This is a genomic window from Pseudomonas sp. (assembly GCF_035277045.1).
Lineage (GTDB): Bacteria > Pseudomonadota > Gammaproteobacteria > Pseudomonadales > Pseudomonadaceae > Aquipseudomonas.
Map to the genome: position 1 here is coordinate 1 of NZ_DATELE010000072.1, position 2,255 is coordinate 2,255.

A 2,255-nucleotide genomic window follows, 5' to 3' on the forward strand; every position below is an offset into this window, starting at 1 on the left:
GATGCCTGGTCCACCTGGGATCCGTACACTACCATCGCCATCACCCAGAACGGCGCACGGGTACTGCGTCGCGGCGACGACCTGCTGACCAATCATGGGTACTTGGCGGCCACCTCCAGGGCCATTCAAGACAAACGCCCGCAGCTGGAAGACTTCGTCAAGCGCGTCGAACGCGCCTACCGCTGGGCCAACGGCCATCCGCGCGAATACGCCCAGGCCCAGGCCAAGGTCACCGGCTTGCCGCTGGAGGTGCACCTGGCCTCGACCAGCAACACCGACTTCCAGCGGGTGGAGATCACCGACGCGGTGATCGCCGGCCTGCAGCAGACCGCCGATATCTACCGCGAGGAAGGCGTCCTTTCCCGGCCAGTGGACGTGTCCGACGGCTTCGACAAGCGCTTCAACGCCGCCCGGGCCCAGACGGCCGAGGTGCTGCCCGCGGCGGCAGCGAAGCAGGCAGCGCGTTGACGCCTGCCTGAAACAAACCCCTGCACCGCCTGCGCGGCGGTGCTGATGAGCCTGGTGGTACCTCACATTCCGAAACAGGATGCGGCCTTGATGCAATCGCACAGATTCACTCGCTCCGAAAAAAGCCTCCCCTTCGCCCTGTCGCTGCTGTGCCTGGCTTTGCCGGGCGAGGGCTGGGCCGCGGAGCAGGACACACTGCTGGACACCGTGTCGGTGATTTCAACCGGCAGCCGTGGCAACACCCTCACCGTGGCCGAAAGCCCCTCGCCGATCGACATCATCAGCGGCGATCAGATACGCAAGACCGGCAAGGCCAGCCTGCGCGAAGCCCTCGGGCGCATCGTGCCCTCGTTCAGCGCCCCCGCCCAGGCAGGCGGCGGCACCTCGTCCTCGGTACGCCCGGTGTCGATACGCGGCCTGAGCGGCGACCACCTGTTGGTGCTGGTCAACGGCAAGCGCCGCCACAACACCGCCGTCTACAACAACTTCGCGCGCATCGCCAGCGGCAGCGTGCCGGTGGACCTGGACCTGATCCCGACGTCCGCCATCGAGCGCATCGAACTGCTGCGCGACGGTGCCTCGGCGCAGTACGGCTCGGATGCCATCGCGGGCGTGCTCAACATCATTCTCAAGAGCCAGGACAACGGCGGCAGCGCCAGCGTCACCGTGGGCCAGCAGGAGGACAAGCCGGGCGATCTGACTCAGGCCGGCCTGAATAGCGGCTTCGCGCTCGGCGCCAACGGCGGGTTCCTCAACACCTCGCTGGACATCCGCCTGCAAGGCCCCTCCTACGCCGCGGGCGACGCCGAGGGGCCGTGGTACTACCCGGTGCTCGGGGGTGCCTCGGTACCCTTCGGCACCGCGGGGGCCCAGGCGGACCCGCGTGAAGGCTCGGTCGACCGCTTGCTGGAGAAAGGCTACGGCCGCTCCAACCGCGACAAGGTCTACAACTTCGCTTACAACGCCGAGCTGCCGATCCACGACGACCTGTCGCTGTATTCGTTCTCGACCTACAGCGACCGCACCATCGTCGACACCCGCGGCAGCTTTCGCGCCACCAGCGTGTCGTCGATCCCCGAGATCTTCCCGAATGGCTTTCACGCCCAGCGCCTGATCGACGAGCGCGACTTCCAGGTGGCCTTTGGCGGCAAGGGTGATGTCGCAGGCTGGGGCTACGACCTGAGCACCACCTACGCCAAGGATGACGTGCGCCTGGGCGCGCAGAACACCCTCAACTCGTCCCTTGGACCCAGCAGCGGCACGTCCTTCTACCTGGGCGCGCTGGAGTTCGAGCAATGGACCAGCAACCTCGACTTCACCCGCCCCTTCGACATCGGCCTGCCCAAGCCGCTGCAGCTTTCGGCGGGCATCGAGCACCGCTGGGAAAAGTACCTGCAGACCGAGGGCGAGCCCGACTCCTACCGTGACGGCGGCTATGTCTACCCCGCCGGACACCCCCGCGCCGGGCAGCGGCCCACGGCAGGGCTGCAGTCGTTCACCGGCACCTCGGTGGCCGATGCCGGCAGCCTGGACCGCGACAGCTACGCGTTCTATATCGATGCGGGGACCAACCTGACCGAGCGTCTGTATACCAGCGCGGCGTTTCGCTTCGAGCATTACGACGACAGCTCTGGCAATACCGCCAGCGGCAAGCTCTCGACCCGTTACGAGCTGGCCCCGGGACTGGCCTTGCGCGGGACCTTGAACACTGGTTTTCGCGCCCCCTCGCTGGCCCAGCAGACCTTCTCGGTGACCCAGAACACCAGCGTGCGCCTGGCCGACGGCAG

At 67.1% G+C, this 2,255-nt stretch carries 1 protein-coding gene and 1 pseudogene; both read left to right on the forward strand.

What is annotated here, in order from left to right; translation table 11 throughout:
• Positions 1 to 468: pseudogene (locus tag VJS90_RS03050) on the forward strand (aliphatic sulfonates ABC transporter substrate-binding protein); the annotation flags it as partial.
• Between the two features lie 90 nt (positions 469 to 558).
• Positions 559 to 2,255 (forward strand): TonB-dependent receptor plug domain-containing protein (locus VJS90_RS03055; protein ID WP_324118979.1); only part of this gene is annotated, 1,697 nt, incomplete at its 3' end.